Raw genomic sequence first — 16,049 nt, 5'->3', positions numbered from 1 at the left:
GTCAACTTCCGGCCAGCGGCGCCGCCGTACTGCTGCGCACCACCAGGCTCGTCGCCAGCTCGACCCGGGTCGCCGCCGGGGTGCCCTGCTCGCGGCCGAGGTCCAGGACCAGCTTGGCCGCCGCCTCGGCCATCTCCGTCAGCGGCTGCCGTACGGTCGTCAGCGGCGGCCCGACCAGGGGTGCCACCGGCAGGTCGTCGAACCCGACCACGCTCAGGTCCTCGGGGATGCGCAGCCCCAGTTCGCGCGCCGCCTCGTACAGCCCGAGCGCCTGGAGGTCGTTCCCGGCGAAGACGGCGGTCGGCCGGTCCGGGCGGCGCAGCAGCTCCAGGCCCCGCCGGTAGCCGGCCTCGTGGTGGAAGTCGCCGTCTGCGATCAGTTCGGGGTCCACCGGCAGCCCGGCCGTCTCCAGGGCGGCCCGGTAACCGTCGACCCGGGCGCGGCTGCACATCATCTGCGAGGGCCCGGTGATCGCGCCGATCCTGCGGTGTCCCAGCTCGACCAGGTGCCGGGTGGCCGCGAGACCGCCCTGCCAGTTGGTCGCGCCGATCGACGGGACATCGGCGCCCGGGTCGCCGGCCGGGTCCATCACCACGAACGGGATGGAGCGGCTGGTCAGCAGCGCCCGCTGTGACGCGTCGAGCCCGGACAGCACGAGGACGACGCCGTGCGGGCGGCGCGCGGCGACCTGGTCGGCCCAGGTCCGCCCGGGGGTGAGGCGCCCGGCGCTCTCCGACAGCACCACGCTCAGCCCGGCGTCCCGGGCCACGTTCTCCACACCTCGGATGACCTCCATCGCCCAGGCGCTCTCCAGCTCGTGGAAGACCAGGTCGATCAGGGGCGAGCGGGTCGCCTCGGCGCGGCGGCGCCGGTAGCCGTGGGCGCGCAGCAGGTCCTCGACGCGGGCCCGGGTGGCCGGGGCGACGTCGGCACGGCCGTTCAGGACCTTCGAAACAGTCGGCGCCGACACACCGGCCTCGCGGGCGATCTCGGCGAGCGTCGCGGTCTGCGGGGTGCGCCCCTGCGTCCGGGTTTGCGGCCTGCTTCCAGCGGGCTCCGGGGAAGTCATGGCGGCGATCGTAACCCTGCGGGCCCCCTTGACGAAGTCCTCGCGGCGCCATAGGTTCCCGGAACATTCGGAGCGTACTACGAAACATTCGTAGATACGTTCGCGAGAAACGCTCGTCAGCACCGTTCGTGAGAGGGCCGTCCGTCCACCCGACAGGAGCTTCATGACCACCGCGCCCTGGCGTGACCCCGCGCTGCCCGCAGCCGCCCGCGTCGACGACCTGCTCTCCCGGATGACCCTGGAGGAGAAGACCGCCCAGCTGTACGGCGTGTGGGTGGGCGCCTCGACGGACGGCGACGGAGTCGCTCCGCACCAGCACGACATGACCGTCGACTACTCCGACGAGGCCTGGGACGAGCTGATCACGCGCGGCCTGGGCCAGCTCACCCGCTCCTTCGGCACCGCCCCCGTGGACCCGGCGCTCGGCGCCCGGGCCCTGGCCCGCGCCCAGCGACGTATCACCGAGGCCGGCCGCTTCGGCATCCCGGCGATCGCGCACGAGGAGTGCCTGGCCGGCTTCACCGCCTGGCAGGCCACGGCCTATCCGGTCCCGCTGGCCTGGGGCGCGACCTGGGATCCCCCGCTGGTCGAGGAGATGGCCCGCCGGATCGGCGACGACCTGCGCTCGGCCGGCGTCCACCAGGGCCTCGCGCCGGTGCTGGACGTCGTACGCGATCCGCGCTGGGGCCGGGTGGAGGAGACCATCGGCGAGGATCCGTACCTGGTCGGCACGGTCGGCTCGGCCTATGTGCGGGGCCTGGAGTCGGCCGGGGTCGTCGCCACGCTCAAGCACTTCGCCGGGTACGCCTCCTCGGCGGGCGCCCGCAATCTGGCACCGGTACGGGCCGGTGTCCGCGAGTTCGCGGACGTCACGCTCCCGCCCTTCGAGATGGCGCTGCGCGAGGGCGGGGCGCGCTCGGTGATGGCCGCCTACACCGAGCGGGACGGCGTCCCGGCCTCGGCGGACCCCGAGCTGCTGACCGGACTCCTGCGCGAGGAGTGGGGCTTCACCGGCACGGTCGTCGCCGACTACTTCGGCATCGGCTTCCTCCAGACCCTGCACCGCGTCGCCGGCACCCCGGCCGAGGCGGCCCACGCGGCCCTCACCGCCGGCATCGACGTCGAACTGCCCACCCTCAAGTGCTACGGCGATCCGCTGCCGGCCGCCGTCCGGTCGGGCCAGGTGCCCGAGGAACTCGTGGACCGCGCGGCCCGCCGCGTCCTGCTCCAGAAGTGCGAACTGGGCCTGCTGGACGAGGACTGGAACCCGGAGCCGGCCGCCACGGTGAACCTGGACTCGACGGGCAACCGGATCCTGGCCCGCCGGCTGGCCGAGGAGTCGGTGGTCCTGCTCGACAACCCCGACGGCCTGCTCCCACTGGCCCCCGACACCCGGATCGCGGTGGTCGGTCCCCGGGCGGCCGACGCCCTGGCCATGCTGGGCTGCTACTCCTTCCCGTCCCATGTCCTCACCCACCACCCCGAGGTGCCGACCGGCATCGAGATCCCGACCGTCCTCGACGCCCTGCGCACCGAACTCCCCGACGCCAAGGTGACGTTCGCGCAAGGATGCGACGTCACCGGCCCGGACACGGCGGGCTTCGAGGAGGCCATCGCCCGCACCGCGGAGGCGGACGTGTGCGTGGCGGTCCTCGGCGACCGGGCGGGCCTGTTCGGCCGGGGCACCTCGGGCGAGGGCTGTGACGCGACGGACCTCGGCCTGCCGGGCGCCCAGGGCGAGTTGCTGGACGCGCTGATCGCCACCGGCGTGCCCGTGGTCCTGGTCCTGCTGACCGGCCGGCCGTACGCCCTCGGCCGCTGGCACGAGCGCCTGGGAGCCGTCGTCCAGGCCTTCTTCCCGGGGGAGGAGGGCGGCCCGGCGGTCGCGGGCGTGCTGTCGGGCCGCGTGAACCCGTCGGGCCGGCTCCCGGTGAGCGTCCCGCAGGTCCCCGGCGGCCAGCCCTGGACGTATCTCCAGCCGCCGCTCGGCCTCGCGGGCGAGGTCAGCAACCTGGACCCGACCCCGCTGTACGCCTTCGGCCACGGCCGCTCGTACACGGCGTTCGCCTGGGAGGAGTTCACCGGAGGTGAGGCGGAGCTCGGCACGGACGGGACGTACGACCTGTCCGTTACGGTCCGCAACACGGGCGAGCGCGAGGGCGCGGAGGTGGTGCAGCTGTATCTGCACGACCCGGTGGCGTCCGTGACCCGCCCCGACATGCGGCTGATCGGCTATCAGCGGGTGACGGCGGCACCGGGCGAGGCGGCCCGGGTGACGTTCCGCTTCCACGCGGACCTGTCGTCCTTCACCGACCGGGCGGGCCGGCGGGTGGTCGAGCCGGGCGCCCTGGAACTGCGGCTGGCGGCATCGAGCGCGGACGTACGTCACACCGCGCGTCTCACCCTGACGGGCCCGGTCCGGGTGCTCGGCACCGACCGGCGGCTGCGCTGCGAGACGGAGGTCGGCGGCCTGGAGTGACCCGCCCGCTCAGTCCAGGCCCACCGACTCGAACCGCCACCGGTGCACCGCCCGGGTCACCAGCTCCCCGTCCGGCTCGGGCAGTTCCGGCAGCTCGGCGTCGTACGGGGCGTCCCACCAGGTGAGGACGAGGACCCGGTCCTGGGGAGCGCGCAGGGTCTCCCGGCGCAGCGGCTCGCGGGGCAGCTCCTGGGCGCGTGCCCAGGCCAGCAGCTCCTCACCGCGCCCGGGCACGGCCCGTGCCTCCCACATCAGGGCGACCGTCACGGGTAGAGGTTCTCCTTGCTGACCTCGTGCACATGGTCGTGGCCGTGGTGGTGGCCGTGATCGTGGTGGCCGTGGTCATGGTGACTGCCCGGCACATGAGGCTCCGTCACCGGCAGCGAGGAGTCGGCCGGCAGGTCCCAGCTCGACGCGGCCCGGTTCCGGGCGACCATCTCGGCGCCGAGCGCGGCGACCATCGCCCCGTTGTCCGTGCACAGCTTGGGCCGCGGCACCCGCAGCCGGATCCCGGCGGCCTCGCAGCGCTCCTGGGCCAGGGCGCGCAGCCGGGAGTTGGCGGCGACACCGCCGCCGATCATCAGGTGGTCGACGCCCTCGTCCTTGCAGGCCCGGACGGCCTTGCGGGTGAGCACGTCCACGACCGCCTCCTGGAAGGAGGCCGACACGTCCCGCACCGGGACCTCCTCCCCCACGGCCCGCTTGGCCTCGATCCAGCGGGCCACGGCCGTCTTCAGCCCCGAGAAGGAGAAGTCGTAGGCCGGATCGCGGGGGCCGGTCAGGCCGCGCGGGAACGCGATGGCGTTCGGGTCGCCCTCGCGCGCGTAGCGGTCGATGACCGGGCCGCCCGGGAAGCCCAGGTTCAGCACCCGCGCGATCTTGTCGAAGGCCTCGCCGGCCGCGTCGTCGATGGTCGCGCCCATCGGGCGGACGTCGGAGGTGATGTCCGAGGACAGCAGCAGCGAGGAGTGGCCGCCGGAGACCAGCAGCGCCATGGTCGGCTCGGGCAGCGGGCCGTGCTCCAGCTGGTCCACGCAGATGTGCGAGGCGAGGTGGTTGACGCCGTACAGCGGCTTGCCGAGCGCGTACGCGTAGGCCTTGGCGGCCGAGACGCCGACCAGCAGGGCACCGGCGAGGCCGGGACCGGCCGTGACGGCGATGCCGTCGAGGTCGCGGGCGCTGACGCCCGCCTCCTTCAGCGCGCGGTCGATGGTGGGGACCATCGCCTCCAGGTGGGCGCGGCTCGCGACCTCCGGGACGACGCCGCCGAAGCGGGCGTGCTCGTCGACGCTGGAGGCGATGGCGTCGGCCAGCAGGGTGGTGCCGCGGACGATGCCGACGCCGGTCTCGTCGCAGGAGGTCTCGATGCCGAGGACGAGCGGTTCGTCAGCCATTGATCTCGGTTCCTTGTACGGAAGTTGAAGGGTCGGTGAGGCGCATCACCAGGGCGTCCACGTTCCCGGGCTGGTAGTAGCCGCGCCGGAAGCCGATGGGCTCGAAGCCGAAGCGCTCGTAGAGCTTCTGCGCGCGGAGGTTGTCGACGCGGCACTCCAGCATCACCTCGGCGCACTCGAAGGCGGTCGCCGCGCGCAGCAGCTCGGCCAGCAGCACCCCGCCGAGGCCGGTGCCCCACAGGTCCCGGGCGACGGCGATGGTCTGGACGTCACCCTGCTCACCGGTGGCGACGAGTCCGGCGTACCCGGTGATCCGGCCACCGTCCTCGGCGACCACGTACCGCCGGGTCGCCTCCGGCCCGCGGGCGTGGGCCAGTTCGGACCAGAACATGCCGCGCGACCAGGCGTCCTCGGGAAACAGGTCCCGTTCCAGTGCGAGCACGGGGTCGATGTCCCACCAGCGCATCTCACGCAGCGCACACATCACGGGTTCGGTCACTTGGGGGTGACCACCTTGTAGTTCTTGGGGACCTGGGCGTCCGGGCGGCGCAGATACAGCGGCCGGGGCGCGGGGAACTCCTCGCCCGCCGCCAGCTTCTCGGCGGCCAGCCGGGCGAGGGCGGCGGCGGACACGTGCTCGGGCTCGTGCGCCTTGGGGAAGGTGTCCGGGTAGAGCAGCGCGCCCGCGCCGACCGCGGGCAGGCCCTGGACCTGCTCGGCGATGTCGGCGGGCCGGTCGACGGCCGGGTCGGTGAGGCGGGTGCGGGAGTCGGCGTAGCGCGCCCAGTACACCTCCTTGCGGCGGGCGTCGGTCGCCACGACGAACGGGCCCTCCAGGTCGGCGGCGAAGGCGAGGCCGTCCAGCGTGCACACGCCGTGCACGGGGACGCCGAGCGCCAGCCCGAAGGTCTCGGCGGTCATCAGCCCGACGCGCAGCCCGGTGTACGGGCCCGGACCGATGCCGGCGACGATCCCCGTGACGGCGTCCAGCTTCAGAGCGGCCTCGGCGAGCACGCGGTCGATCGCCGGCAGCAACAGTTCCCCGTGCCGCCGCGCGTCCACCTGACTCGACGAGGCGATGACGTCGCGGCCGTCGTGCAGCGCGACGGTGACGGCGGGTGTGGCGGTATCCAGAGCGAGCAAGAGCACGCAAACAGCCTACGGCTCTACGGGGCCGGTGTCGGACGCCTTGCCGTCCGCCCGTCGAGCGGGCCCCGGGGCGCGGTGGAGCCCCCGACAGCGCGGCGAGCGTGCGTGCCTGGCATCGCGCGGCACGCAGGACGTTCGACACGGTCAACCGGCCCGGCGGAGCCGCACCTGCCGGGCCGTCACCTGCTGCTAGCGTCACCTACCGTCACGGCAGGGACGTAGGACGCGGAGGTGGCCGCCGGTGGCAGTCAGCAGCTCGGGAATCGTGGCCGGGCTCACCGCCGCGGCCCTCGCGACGGTCGGCTATCTGGCCTACCAGGCGTCGGCGACCGTCCCGGCCGGTCTGGGCAGGCCGCAGGCGGGCGCCTCGCCGACGGCCGGCGTCTCGAAGACGCCGCAGACCAAGAAGGACCCCGCCGCGCTGCCCGGCGGCTCGGGCCAGGGCGCCCGGGTGGTGTACTCGCTGGGCGGCGACCGGGTGTGGCTGGTCGGCACGGACGAGGTGGTCACGCGCACGTTCGAGGTCGACCCGAGCGCGGTGGATCCGGTCCCGGGCAGCTACTCGGTGACATCCCGTTCGAACGCGATCACCGGCTCCGACGGCATCCCCGTCGAGCACGTCGTGCGCTTCACCAGCGTGGACGGCGTCGTCATCGGCTTCAGCGCGGCCGTGCCCGGCTCGACCGCCACCCCCGACCCGAAGGTCCGCACGGGCGGCATCCGCGAGTCCCGGGTGAACGGCGACGCGATGTGGACGTTCGCGACGATCGGCCGCAGGGTCGTCGTGGTCCGCTAGCGCGATGTGATCTACATCGCGACAGCGGGGTCTCGGCGCGCTCGCCGTCACGCCCTCCGGCCATGACGAGGGGAGGGATGCATGGCTCATCGACGGAGGTCATGGCGCTGCGGCCGGAAGTGGCCGGCAGGGACACTGCACCCGCACGAAACCAATATCTGTATCCGTGACGTAAGAAATAGCTGCGGTCCGCTGCGAGTATTCCTCGATCGCAGACCGGATCGGAATTAACGACCGCACAGGGCCCATCACGCCGTGCTAATGTCGATCTCAGTTGCAGGTGTGGTTGCCAGAAGGTTCATTTTCCGACGGTTAATCAGCACGGCGACGCGGAATTCGCACAGGGCGAATTCCGAACATCGTCTCCGAAGGAGAAATGACATGGCTACTGGCACCGTGAAGTGGTTCAACGCGGAAAAGGGCTTCGGCTTCATCGAGCAGGACGGCGGCGGCGCCGACGTCTTCGCCCACTACTCGAACATCGCCGCCCAGGGCTTCCGCGAGCTCCAGGAAGGCCAGAAGGTGTCGTTCGACATCGCGCAGGGCCAGAAGGGCCCGACGGCCGAGAACATCGTTACCGCCTGACACCGGCGGCAACGCATACTTCGCAGCTGGGGCCCGCACCTTGGGGTGCGGGCCCCAGCTCGCCGCATTTCAGGGCGCCCACTCGGCGCCCGTCATCTCCGGCTCGTTTCTGGCGATTCTCTGCGCCTTTCATTCTGCTGCGGAAAATTCCTTGCTACGTGCCTACGTGCCCACATCGAGGAAGGTTCCGCTTGAACCGCGCACGCACTGACCGCACGACCCGCACAACCCGCACCTACGACCGCTCCCGGAGTACTGCCGCCCAGCGCTCGGGAGCGTCGCGGCGTTCCAACGGCTACGAGCGTCGACCGGCCGCACGCCAGGGCGAGTTCGCACTGCCGAAGACGATCACGCCCGCGCTGCCCGCCGTCGAGTCGTTCGCCGACCTCGCCCTGCCGGCGCCGTTGCTGGCCGCGCTCGGCCACGAGGGCGTGACCGTGCCGTTCCCCATCCAGGGGGCGACCCTGCCGAACTCCCTCGCCGGACGTGACGTGCTCGGCCGCGGCCGTACCGGGTCGGGCAAGACCCTCGCCTTCGGCCTCGCGGTGCTGGCCCGCACAGCGGGCCGACGCGCGGCGTCCCGGCAGCCGCTCGCCCTGGTCCTCGTCCCCACCCGCGAGCTGGCCCAGCAGGTGACCGACGCGCTCACCCCGTACGCCCGCTCCGTGCGGCTGCGGCTGGCCACCGTGGTCGGCGGCATGTCGATCGGACGGCAAGCGGGTGCGCTGCGGACCGGGGCGGAGGTCGTCGTCGCGACGCCCGGGCGGCTCAAGGACCTCATCGACCGTGGTGACTGCCGACTGGACGACGTCGACATCACCGTCCTCGACGAGGCCGACCAGATGGCCGACATGGGCTTCATGCCCCAGGTCACCGCCCTGCTCGACCAGGTGCGTCCCGAAGGGCAGCGGATGCTCTTCTCGGCCACCCTGGACCGCAACGTGGACCGGCTCGTCCGCCGCTACCTGACGGACCCTGTCGTCCACTCCGTCGATCCGTCGGCGGGCGCCGTCACCACGATGGAGCACCACGTGCTCCACGTGCACGAGGCGGACAAGCACCGGACGACCACCGAGATCGCGGCGCGGGACGGCCGGGTGATCATGTTCCTGGACACCAAGCACGCCGTGGACCGGCTGACCGAGCATCTGCTCAACAGCGGCGTCCGCGCCGCGGCTCTGCACGGCGGCAAGTCCCAGCCCCAGCGCACCCGGACCCTCGCCCGGTTCAAGACCGGCCATGTGACGGTACTGGTGGCGACCAACGTCGCGGCCCGCGGCATCCACGTCGACCACCTCGACCTGGTCGTCAACGTGGATCCGCCGAGCGACCACAAGGACTATCTGCACCGCGGCGGCCGTACCGCCCGTGCCGGCGAGTCCGGCAGCGTCGTCACCCTCGTGACCCCCGGCCAGCGCCGCGGCATCAGCCGGCTGATGGCTTCGGCCGCGATCACCCCCCGGATCACCGCGGTACGTTCGGGTGAGGCGGAACTGAGCCGCATCACAGGCGCCCAGGCCCCTTCCGGTGTCCCCGTCGTCATCACCCCGCCTGCCGCGCCGCGCCCCCGCCGCTCCGCGTCTTCCGCGGCTCCCTCGTCCCGAGGCCGCCACGACCGTCCCACCCAGGGACGCGCCACCGGGCGAGCGGGGCGGCGCAGGCCGCAGCGGCCCGACGCCTTCGACCCGACGGCCTAGAGCGCGTCGGTCAAGAGCCCACCCATCTCCGAGGAGGCAGCCATGACACCGGTACAGGCACGGCGACACGAGGCGGAACATTCCCCCTTGGCCCTGGCCGACGACATGGCCTCGTCCGGCCCCCGGGTCCGGGACGACATGACCGTAGAGGTCGCGCTGTCCGTCATGACCGGTGCCCGGGTCGAGTACCTCCTCCTGTGCGACGGGGACGACCAGTGCACGGGCTCGGTCACCCGGGCCGAACTCGCCGTTCACCGCGGCAGTGCCACGTACACGGACCGGATCCGTCTACGGGATGTCGTCCCGGCCCTCTCCCACTGATCCGCCTCGGCCCGATCAGCCCGTTCTCCTTCTCCCCGTGGGGCATCATGCGCTGTGTCATCGCCCGGTACCCGTTCGACCTGACCAAGAGTGGAGTGCTGACCTCGATGAAGGGCGTCACGCCCGAGCTGGTCACGGCTGAGTCCGTGGCCATCGGCCGCCGCCGCTACCCCGTCAAGCAGGTCGGCGAGGTCCTCACCCGGCAGGACCGCCGCGACTTCACCAGCGGCGAGGTCATCCGGGCCATGACCCGTCTCGGCTTCACCTGCCACGACCACGTCACAACCGCGGCCGCGCGGGTCCCCACTCCCCTCCAGACGGCGTCGGCACTGCTCGGCACCCCGCCCCTGGAGGGATGAGCACGGGCGGGAAACCGCCACCGAGATCCCGATGAGGGCCCTGCCGACGCGCGTCGGCAGGGCCCTCATCGCCGTCTCACCGTCCGTTCCACCCGTCGCGGGGCCCGAGCTCCCCCCCCATCAGGCCGACCGCAGGCTATCTGCACCCCCAGAGAGCTGAAATCTACTCTTGCCAGAGTAGACATTGAGCGCTGACCCGGTTAGCATTTTTCTCGTAGACGAGGTCAAGCGAAACCCGGCAGACACGAACTGGCGGGTGCAGTACCTGAGCAGTTCCGCAGTACCAGTCCGCCCAGTGGCTGGTTCGGAGGAAGGACGGAGGAGCAGACGCCATCAGGATCGCCCGGCCCGAGAGGCACTCGGCCCGGGTACCGCAAGACCCCGGATTGGAAGGTGGTCCCCGGTCACGCACCGCGATCCCCGCACCCCCCTTCTGCGGGGCCGGTAGCGGAAAGAGAAGGTCGGCACCGCATGAGGGTCGACCGATGGTGTTGAATTTCCTTCGGGGCCCTGGTGCCGTACGGCACCAGGGCCCCTCGACGCGTTGCACATCGAGGTGACATGACAGCAGATACCCCACTCAGTGGTCGTCTGGATGACGACGACTACCCCGCGTACACGATGGGGCGGGCCGCCGAGATGCTCGGCACCACCCCGGCTTTCCTCCGAGCCATCGGTGAGGCCCGGCTGATCACTCCGCTCCGCTCGGAGGGCGGACACCGCCGGTACTCCCGCTACCAACTGCGGATCGCGGCGCGCGCCCGAGAGCTCGTCGACCGAGGCACCCCGATCGACGCCGCCTGCCGCATCGTCATCCTCGAGGACCAGCTCGAGGAAGCTCAGCGCATCAACGCCGAATACCGCCGCCGCGCCGGGCACGAGGTTTCCGGCAGCTCCGCCCCCGATTCCAGCTGAGCGCCCCCCTGGGACAGCAGGTCGTGCGCCGCGTGTCAGCGCCCCGCGAGCCCCTGGCGACATCCGCGCCCTCCACGCCACCGCGTGGGCCGCGCGCCGGAGCGACCTCTCCCTTGCAGACCGTCAGGCCGGCCCACGGCCTGGCTGTGCGGCAAGGCGCATCGTGGCCGTACACGCGTACGGGTTCACCGGCGGTGCCGGGTCCGTCGAATCCCCTGTGGTCGCTGCCTTCCGGGAGCGCGTACAGGCCTGCCCCTCTGCTGGTGACGCGTTGCTCCAGGGCGCGGGCGACAGGACCTGGCGGCTAAGCCGCTTCGCGGTGTTCCGGGGCCCGCTCCGAAAACTCCGGCTCGGGAGCGCGCGGGGGCGTGGAGACCAGGGCCGCCGCCTCGCCGGCCGCCAGCAGGTCACGCATGGACACCCCGGCGACCGCGAACGGCTGCGGCTGCCCCTTGCTCTCTGTAGCCGACATGGACGCCTCCCGAAGGGCCGGGGCAACGAAGTTAGGTTCACCTAACCACGGACTGGATACCATGTGACCACGCACAAGACGCCGAACGCAACATCTTGCCGACGTCTTGTCGGAACGTTCATCAAAAGACCGCACACCACGGCCTACGCGGCTCACGACACGACGTACACGGCTCACGGCCTCACGCGGCGAGCACGCTCAGGTCCGCCGACGCCCAGCGTTCGCCCACACCGGTGATCGTCATCTGCCGGAGCTCGTCGGTCGTGTCGCCCACCGCGCGGTGGATGACGACCTGGAGCCGGTCCTCGGTCAGCTCCTCGACCTTGCCCTCGCCCCACTCCACGACCATCACGGACTCGGGCAGCGAGACATCGAGGTCGAGGTCCTCCATCTCGTCGAGCCCGCCGGAGAGCCGGTAGGCGTCGACATGGACCAGGGGCGGCCCGTCGCCCAGCGAGGGATGCACCCGGGCGATCACGAAGGTCGGCGAGGTGACGGCCCCGCGTACGCCGAGCCCCTCCCCCAGCCCACGGGTGAGTGTGGTCTTGCCCGCCCCGAGTTCTCCGCTGAGCATCACCAGGTCACCCGCGCGCAGCAGTTTCGCGAGCCGGCGGCCCAGCTCCCGCATCTGCTCGGGGGACGTGACGGTGATCTGGACGGATCCGGGCTCAGCCGGGCTGTGCGGTGCTGGTGCTTCCATAGCCCTTCACGGTAGCCCCTGCGGGCACGGCACCCGTGCGGGTGAGCAGGTCGGCGAGGCGGTCGGTGACCACCTCCGGGTGCTCCAGCATCACCAGATGCCCCGCGTCCGGCACCAGCACCAGCTCGGCGTCCGGCAGCAGATCGGCGATGGCCTCGCTGTGCTCACTGGGTGTGACCAGGTCCTGCACCCCGGCCAGGACGAGGACCGGCATGTCGGCGAAGCATTCGAGCGCCTCGGTCTTGTCGTGGTCGTTGAACGCCGGGTAGTACTCGGCGACCACGTCGATCGGCGTGCTCTCGATCATCCGCTCGGCGAACCGGGCGACGGCCGGATCGACGTCCCGGGACGCGAAGGAGTACCGCTTGATGATCCCGGCGAAGAGGTCGGCGGTGGCCCGGCGCCCCTTCTCCACCAGGTCGGCCCGCTGCCCCAGCGCCTTCAGCACGCCGGGCAGCACCCGCCGCACCGCGTTGACGCCGGCGACCGGGAGCCCGTAGTTGACCTCGCCGAGCCGCCCCGACGACGTCCCCACGAAGGCGACCCCGACGACCCGCTCGCTGATCAGCTCGGGGTACTGGTCGGCCAGCGCCATCACCGTCATGCCGCCCATCGAGTGGCCGACCAGCACGATCGGGCCCTCGGGGGCGGCCGCGTCGATGACGGCCTTGAGGTCGCGGCCCAGCTGCTCGATGGTGACCGGCTCGTCGTCCCGCGCCTGCGCCACGCCCCGCGCGGACCGGCCGTGGCTGCGCTGGTCCCAGTGCACGGTCCGTACGACGCCGCGCAGCGCGGCCCGCTGGAAGTGCCAGGAGTCCTGGCTGAGGCAGTAGCCGTGGCTGAAGACGACCGTGACGGGAGCGGGTGCCTTGCGGCCGAAGAGCCGCCGGCGGCGCGGGCCGATGGCGGCGGGGGCGGCCTCCGGGTCGATGTCGTCGACCTCGTAGTACAGCTCCGTACCGTCGTCGGCGGACGCCTTGCCCGGCATGCCGCGCAGCGAGCCGTAGGGTCCCGCCGAGTCCAGGGCGAGCCGGGCCTTCTGGCGCATGCCCCGGCCGACCGTCATCCGCTCCAGGGCGACACCGGCGGCCGCGCCCGCGGCCACCACGCCTATCGCGACGCCGGCGATGCCGGTCGCCCGCCGCCAGCCTCCCGCGGCCCCCGCGGCGGAGGCCGCGACGGCCGCGGAGGCTGCGTTCGCTACGGCCTCCGCACTGCTCTCGCTCACGTACCGCTCCTCTTCGCCGGGGTGCTGATCAGGTTCGTTGTCATGGGACGGCCGGGTGGTGCCGTTGGTGCCACTGTTGTCAGGGTGCCTGTTGTTTCTCGCGTGACGGCTCCCTGTGCGAGTTACCCGTCCTGTTCCTCATTCACATAGACGCGAGGAACGCGCGTTCCGATCCGCGTCACGATCTCGTAGGCGATGGTTCCGGCCGCCTGAGCCCAGTCCTCGGCGGTGGGCTCACCGCGGTCCCCGGGCCCGAAGAGCACCGCCTCGGCGCCCGCCGGGGGCTCGTCGCCGCCCAGGTCCACCACGAACTGGTCCATGGCGACCCGTCCGGCGATCGTGCGCCACTTGCCCTCGACCAGGACCGGTCCGGCCGAGGAGGCATGGCGCGGGATGCCGTCCGCGTAGCCCAGCGGGACCAGGCCGAGGGTGGTCTCGCCGGGGGTCACGTACCGGTGGCCGTAGCTCACGCCGTGTCCGCCCGGTACGTGCTTGACCAGGGCGAGCGAGGCGGACAGCGTCATCACCGGGCGCAGCCCGAAGTCGGCCGAAGTGCCGAGCTCGGGGCTGGGCGAGATGCCGTAGGTGGCGACGCCGGTGCGGACCAGGTCGAAGTGGCTCTCGGGGAGGGTGAGCGTGGCCGGCGAGTTGGCGATGTGCCGGACCTCGGGCCGGGCGCCCCGCTCCTCGGCGTACGCGACCATCTCCCGGAAGAGGGTGAGCTGGGCGGCGATGGAGGGATGGCCGGGCTCGTCGGCACAGGCGAAGTGCGACCAGAGCCCCGTGACGCGCAGGAGTCCCTCGGCCTCGGCGCGCAGTGCCCCGTCGACCAGCCGAGCCCAGTCGTCACCGGGCTGGCAGCCGTTGCGCCCGAGCCCGGTGTCGGCCTTGAGCTGCACCCGCGCGGGCCGTCCGGCGAGCCGGGCCGCCGCGGTGACCTCGTCCAGGGCCCACATCGCGCTGACGGACACGTCGAGGTCGGCCTCGATCGCCTCGCGCCAGGGCCCGCCGGGCGTCCACAGCCAGCACATGACGCGGCCCGGCAGCCCGGCGGCGCGCAGGGCGAGGGCCTCCTCGGGCGTGGCGGTGCCCAGCCAGTCCGCCCCCGCGGCGACGGCGGCGCGGGCGCACGGCACAGCCCCGTGGCCGTATGCCTCGGACTTCACCACGGCCATCAGGGCCGCGCCCGGCGCGTGGGCGCGCAGGGCCCGCACATTGGCCCGCAGGGCGGCCAGATCGATCTCGGCGCGGGCCCGCAGGGGCGCGGTCCGGGGGGCTGTTCTCTCGCTCATCGCGAACAGTGTCTCAGAGCGGCCCGACACTGCCGGGGCAGCGGCCCCGCAATGTCAGCCGCTCCGGCACCCGAGGACGCGGCCGTCCAGGCCGCATCCGCCACCCAGCCGCGCACAGACCACTCCCTCAGCCGAGAACATTCCGCCACGCCACCGGAACCGCGTCCGCCACATCATGCGCTCCCACCGGCGCCCCGTCCGCCGCCAGCCTCCCGGCGAGCCCGTGCACATACGCCCCCACACTCCCGGCGTCCACCGCGCACAGCCCCGCCGCCAGCAACGACCCCGCCAGCCCGGACAGCACATCCCCGCTCCCCGCCGTGGCCAGCCAGGACGTCCCCGTCGGATTCACCCGCACCGCACCGCCCCCCGAGTCGGCGACCAGGGTCGTGGACCCCTTCAGCAGCACGGTCGCCCCGTACCGCCCCGCCAGTTCCCGCACCGCCGCCAGCCGGGCCCCTTCGACCTCCCCGCGCTCCACGCCGAGCAGCGCCGCCGCCTCCCCGGCATGCGGCGTCATCAGCGTCGGCGCCCTCCGGCCCCGCACGGCCTCCGCGTCGGCCAGCCGCAACCCGTCCGCGTCGATCAGCACCGGCACGTCCGCCGCCAGCACCTCCCCCACCGTCGCCGCGTCGTCCCCGGCCCCCGGCCCGACGACCCACGCCTGCACCCGCCCGGCATGCTTCGGCCCCCGGTCCGACACGAGCGTCTCGGGAAACCGCGCGATGACGGCGTCCCCGGCCGGCCCGACGTAGCGCACGGCCCCGGCCCCGCCCCGCAACGCCCCCGAGACGGCGAGTACGGCGGCGCCCGGGTAGCGCGCGGACCCGGCGGCGATCCCGACGACACCCCGCCGGTACTTGTCGCTCTCGGCCCGGGGCACCGGCAGCAGCCGCGCCACGTCCGCGTGCTGCAACGACTCCAGCTCCGGCTCCACCGGCAGTTCGAGGCCGATGCCGACGAGCCGCACCGACCCGGCGTACTCCCGCGCCGGGTCGATCAGCAGGCCCGGCTTGTGCGTCCCGAACGTCACCGTGAGATCGGCCCGGACCGCGGCACCGCGCACCTGCCCGGTGTCGACGTCCACCCCGCTCGGCAGATCGACGGCGACCACGGCGCCCCGCGCCCGTCCGGCGGCCGCGGCCAGCGGCACGGCGTCCGGCCGCAGCCCGCCCTTCCCGCCGATCCCGACGATGCCGTCGAGGACGAGGTCCGCCCGCTCGATCAACTCCTCGACGTCACCGCCACCGGCTTCCACGACCCGCCCGCCGGCCCGCCGCAACGCCGCGAGCCCCGCAGCGTGCGCCCGCTCCGGCGCGAGCAGCACGGCGGTGACTGCGGCCCCGCGCCGGGCCAGCCGGGCCCCGGCGTACAGCGCGTCACCGCCGTTGTCGCCGCTGCCGACCAGCAGCACGACCCGGCTGCCGTACACCCGTCCGAGCAGGTCGGTGCAGGCCGCGGCGAGTCCGGCGGCGGCGCGTTGCATCAGCGCCCCCTCCGGCAGCCGCGCCATCAGCTCCCGTTCGGCGGTCCTGACCGTCTCCACGCTGTACGCACTCCGCATGCGGTCGAGTTTCCCGTACGACCGCCCGG

General features: G+C 72.9%; 17 protein-coding genes. 7 read left to right on the top strand and 10 right to left on the bottom strand.

Annotation, left to right across the window (positions count from 1 at the left end; all coding sequences use genetic code 11):
• Position 1: 1 nt before the first annotated feature.
• Positions 2-1,069, bottom strand: coding sequence for a LacI family DNA-binding transcriptional regulator (locus tag ACZ6I3_RS23485; RefSeq protein ID WP_469417085.1), 1,068 nt, complete (start codon positions 1,067-1,069; stop codon positions 2-4).
• Positions 1,070-1,232: 163 nt separating this feature from the next.
• Here ACZ6I3_RS23485 and ACZ6I3_RS23480 point away from each other — a divergent pair, with 163 nt between their 5' ends.
• The gene (locus ACZ6I3_RS23480) at positions 1,233-3,548 is read left to right on the top strand and encodes a beta-xylosidase/alpha-l-arabinosidase (protein WP_469417083.1); all 2,316 of its coding nucleotides are present in this window, start codon (positions 1,233-1,235) and stop codon (positions 3,546-3,548) included.
• Positions 3,549-3,557: 9 nt separating this feature from the next.
• Here ACZ6I3_RS23480 and ACZ6I3_RS23475 read toward each other — a convergent pair whose 3' ends face one another.
• From ACZ6I3_RS23475 to tsaB, 4 genes are read right to left on the bottom strand one after another with little or no spacing between them, the layout of a single operon-like run.
• On the bottom strand, positions 3,558-3,815 hold the full coding sequence (locus ACZ6I3_RS23475; RefSeq protein ID WP_469417081.1) for a hypothetical protein: 258 nt from the start codon (positions 3,813-3,815) through the stop codon (positions 3,558-3,560).
• On the bottom strand, positions 3,812-4,942 hold the full coding sequence (gene tsaD, locus ACZ6I3_RS23470) for a tRNA (adenosine(37)-N6)-threonylcarbamoyltransferase complex transferase subunit TsaD (protein WP_469417079.1): 1,131 nt from the start codon (positions 4,940-4,942) through the stop codon (positions 3,812-3,814). The genes ACZ6I3_RS23475 and tsaD overlap by 4 nt, the downstream gene beginning before the upstream one ends.
• The gene (gene rimI, locus ACZ6I3_RS23465; protein WP_469417077.1) at positions 4,935-5,441 is read right to left on the bottom strand and encodes a ribosomal protein S18-alanine N-acetyltransferase; all 507 of its coding nucleotides are present in this window, start codon (positions 5,439-5,441) and stop codon (positions 4,935-4,937) included. The genes tsaD and rimI overlap by 8 nt, the downstream gene beginning before the upstream one ends.
• The gene (tsaB, locus tag ACZ6I3_RS23460; RefSeq protein ID WP_469417075.1) at positions 5,438-6,091 is read right to left on the bottom strand and encodes a tRNA (adenosine(37)-N6)-threonylcarbamoyltransferase complex dimerization subunit type 1 TsaB; all 654 of its coding nucleotides are present in this window, start codon (positions 6,089-6,091) and stop codon (positions 5,438-5,440) included. The genes rimI and tsaB overlap by 4 nt, the downstream gene beginning before the upstream one ends.
• Before the next feature lie 241 nt (positions 6,092-6,332).
• Here tsaB and ACZ6I3_RS23455 point away from each other — a divergent pair, with 241 nt between their 5' ends.
• The 6 genes from ACZ6I3_RS23455 to ACZ6I3_RS23430 all read left to right on the top strand — a co-directional run bounded on the left by ACZ6I3_RS23455 (position 6,333) and on the right by ACZ6I3_RS23430 (position 10,764).
• Positions 6,333-6,887 (top strand): hypothetical protein, encoded by a 555-nt coding sequence (locus tag ACZ6I3_RS23455; RefSeq protein WP_469417073.1) that lies wholly within the window; start codon positions 6,333-6,335, stop codon positions 6,885-6,887.
• Positions 6,888-7,268: 381 nt separating this feature from the next.
• Positions 7,269-7,472, top strand: a complete 204-nt coding sequence (locus ACZ6I3_RS23450) for a cold-shock protein (protein WP_018102064.1) — start codon at positions 7,269-7,271, stop codon at positions 7,470-7,472.
• 191 nt (positions 7,473-7,663) lie between these two features.
• Entirely contained in the window at positions 7,664-9,169 is a 1,506-nt protein-coding gene (locus tag ACZ6I3_RS23445) for a DEAD/DEAH box helicase (RefSeq protein WP_469417072.1), read from the top strand.
• 42 nt (positions 9,170-9,211) lie between these two features.
• Positions 9,212-9,490, top strand: a complete 279-nt coding sequence (locus ACZ6I3_RS23440) for a CBS domain-containing protein (protein WP_469417070.1) — start codon at positions 9,212-9,214, stop codon at positions 9,488-9,490.
• A gap of 47 nt (positions 9,491-9,537) precedes the next feature.
• Positions 9,538-9,849, top strand: a complete 312-nt coding sequence (locus tag ACZ6I3_RS23435; protein ID WP_469417068.1) for an SCO5918 family protein — start codon at positions 9,538-9,540, stop codon at positions 9,847-9,849.
• A 561-nt stretch (positions 9,850-10,410) separates the two neighbouring features.
• Entirely contained in the window at positions 10,411-10,764 is a 354-nt protein-coding gene (locus ACZ6I3_RS23430) for a helix-turn-helix domain-containing protein (RefSeq protein WP_469417067.1), read from the top strand.
• Positions 10,765-11,068: 304 nt separating this feature from the next.
• Here the strand turns inward: ACZ6I3_RS23430 and ACZ6I3_RS23425 are convergent, their stop codons facing one another.
• From ACZ6I3_RS23425 to ACZ6I3_RS23405, 5 genes are all read right to left on the bottom strand, one after another.
• Positions 11,069-11,236, bottom strand: a complete 168-nt coding sequence (locus tag ACZ6I3_RS23425) for a hypothetical protein (RefSeq protein ID WP_469417066.1) — start codon at positions 11,234-11,236, stop codon at positions 11,069-11,071.
• Positions 11,237-11,417: 181 nt separating this feature from the next.
• Positions 11,418-11,936, bottom strand: a complete 519-nt coding sequence (gene tsaE / locus ACZ6I3_RS23420; RefSeq protein ID WP_469417065.1) for a tRNA (adenosine(37)-N6)-threonylcarbamoyltransferase complex ATPase subunit type 1 TsaE — start codon at positions 11,934-11,936, stop codon at positions 11,418-11,420.
• Entirely contained in the window at positions 11,905-13,164 is a 1,260-nt protein-coding gene (locus ACZ6I3_RS23415) for an alpha/beta fold hydrolase (RefSeq protein WP_469417063.1), read from the bottom strand. The genes tsaE and ACZ6I3_RS23415 overlap by 32 nt, the downstream gene beginning before the upstream one ends.
• A gap of 122 nt (positions 13,165-13,286) precedes the next feature.
• On the bottom strand, positions 13,287-14,456 hold the full coding sequence (alr, locus tag ACZ6I3_RS23410; protein WP_469417061.1) for an alanine racemase: 1,170 nt from the start codon (positions 14,454-14,456) through the stop codon (positions 13,287-13,289).
• A gap of 127 nt (positions 14,457-14,583) precedes the next feature.
• Entirely contained in the window at positions 14,584-16,020 is a 1,437-nt protein-coding gene (locus ACZ6I3_RS23405; protein WP_469417059.1) for an NAD(P)H-hydrate dehydratase, read from the bottom strand.
• Between the last annotated feature and the right edge of the window lie 29 nt (positions 16,021-16,049).

Source organism: Streptomyces sp. NPDC041940 (genome assembly GCF_055589465.1).
The sequence above is the reverse complement of the archived record's forward strand: the minus strand, read 5'-3'. Positions and strand labels throughout refer to the sequence as shown.

What these genes read in the sequence shown, in the direction of transcription:
- ACZ6I3_RS23485 (WP_469417085.1), bottom strand. Translation starts at nt 1,069, where the DNA reads ATGACTTCCCCGGAGCCCGCTGGAAGCAGGCCGCAAACCCGGACGCAG.
- ACZ6I3_RS23480 (WP_469417083.1), top strand. Translation starts at nt 1,233, where the DNA reads ATGACCACCGCGCCCTGGCGTGACCCCGCGCTGCCCGCAGCCGCCCGC.
- tsaD (WP_469417079.1), bottom strand. Translation starts at nt 4,942, where the DNA reads ATGGCTGACGAACCGCTCGTCCTCGGCATCGAGACCTCCTGCGACGAG.
- ACZ6I3_RS23450 (WP_018102064.1), top strand. Translation starts at nt 7,269, where the DNA reads ATGGCTACTGGCACCGTGAAGTGGTTCAACGCGGAAAAGGGCTTCGGC.
- ACZ6I3_RS23440 (WP_469417070.1), top strand. Translation starts at nt 9,212, where the DNA reads ATGACACCGGTACAGGCACGGCGACACGAGGCGGAACATTCCCCCTTG.
- ACZ6I3_RS23435 (WP_469417068.1), top strand. Translation starts at nt 9,538, where the DNA reads ATGCGCTGTGTCATCGCCCGGTACCCGTTCGACCTGACCAAGAGTGGA.
- ACZ6I3_RS23430 (WP_469417067.1), top strand. Translation starts at nt 10,411, where the DNA reads ATGACAGCAGATACCCCACTCAGTGGTCGTCTGGATGACGACGACTAC.
- ACZ6I3_RS23425 (WP_469417066.1), bottom strand. Translation starts at nt 11,236, where the DNA reads ATGTCGGCTACAGAGAGCAAGGGGCAGCCGCAGCCGTTCGCGGTCGCC.
- tsaE (WP_469417065.1), bottom strand. Translation starts at nt 11,936, where the DNA reads ATGGAAGCACCAGCACCGCACAGCCCGGCTGAGCCCGGATCCGTCCAG.
- alr (WP_469417061.1), bottom strand. Translation starts at nt 14,456, where the DNA reads ATGAGCGAGAGAACAGCCCCCCGGACCGCGCCCCTGCGGGCCCGCGCC.
- ACZ6I3_RS23405 (WP_469417059.1), bottom strand. Translation starts at nt 16,020, where the DNA reads ATGCGGAGTGCGTACAGCGTGGAGACGGTCAGGACCGCCGAACGGGAG.